The 957-nt window shown below is 68.0% G+C and carries 2 protein-coding genes; both read left to right on the top strand.

What is annotated here, in order from left to right:
* The coding region (gene tnpB / locus N826_RS39075) for an IS66 family insertion sequence element accessory protein TnpB (protein ID WP_044438036.1) at positions 1 to 256 on the top strand (256 nt) is incomplete at its 5' end.
* A gap of 69 nt (positions 257 to 325) precedes the next feature.
* The coding region (locus N826_RS39070; protein WP_044438035.1) for an IS66 family transposase at positions 326 to 957 on the top strand (632 nt) is incomplete at its 3' end.

The raw sequence follows: 957 nt of genomic DNA, 5'->3' as shown, positions 1-957 counted from the left end.
CCTGGGCAAGGACCCGTTCTCGGGCCACCTGTTCCTGTTCCGCGGCAAGAGATCCGACAGGTTGAAAATCCTCTACGCCGATGCCAATGGCATGGCGCTGTTCTCCAAGCGACTGGAGAAGGGCCGCTTCGTCTGGCCTTCGACCCGCACGCCGGGCGGTGCCGTGGTGCTCAAGCCGGCCGAGCTGTCGTTGCTGCTGGAAGGCTTGGAATGGCGCCACACCGAGCCGACCTGGAGGCCGACGGCGGCAGGATAGCGGGGAAGAAAATCCAGGTAATCCGCGGGTTTGGCTGGTCCCTGGCAGTGATCCGGGTTAGACTCTGCCATGCGCTTCGACCTCGACAATCTGCCCACCGATGCCGCCCTGCTCCAGCAGCTGGTGCGCGATCTGGCCGAGGTCGTGGAGCGCCAGAAAGCAGATCTCGCGGAACTGGAAGCCCTGCGCCAGCAACTCCGGCAGATGCAACGCACCGTCTTCGGCCGGCGCTCCGAGCGGCTCGATCCCGATCAGCTCGACCTGGGGCTGGAGGAGCTGGAGGCGGACATTGCCCGGGTCGAGGCCAAGCTCGCCGCCGCTGAACCGGAACCCCCAGCCCCTCCGGAACCGACCGGCCGCGGTCGCGACTTGCCCGATCACCTGCCGCACCACGACATCACGCTGGAGCCGCCGGAGCTGGAGCCCGGCACCGGCGTCTGCCCCTGCTGCGGCGGGGTTCTGCATGCCGCGGGCGAAACGGTTGCCCGGATGATCGACTACGTTCCGGCCCAGGTGCGGGTCCTGCGCATCCGCCGGCCCAAGTACGGCTGCCGCGGCTGCGGCACACTCCATCAGGCCCCGGCTCTGGACAAGCCGATCGCCAAGGGACTGGCGACGCCGGCGATGCTGGCGCACATCGTCACCAGCCGCTACTGCGATCATCTGCCGTTCTACCGGCAGGCGCAGATCCTGGCCCGCAA

It is taken from the genome of Skermanella aerolata KACC 11604, assembly GCF_000936425.1.
Taxonomy (GTDB): Bacteria; Pseudomonadota; Alphaproteobacteria; order Azospirillales; family Azospirillaceae; genus Skermanella; species Skermanella aerolata.
This window is presented reverse-complemented; position numbering and strand designations above follow the sequence as displayed.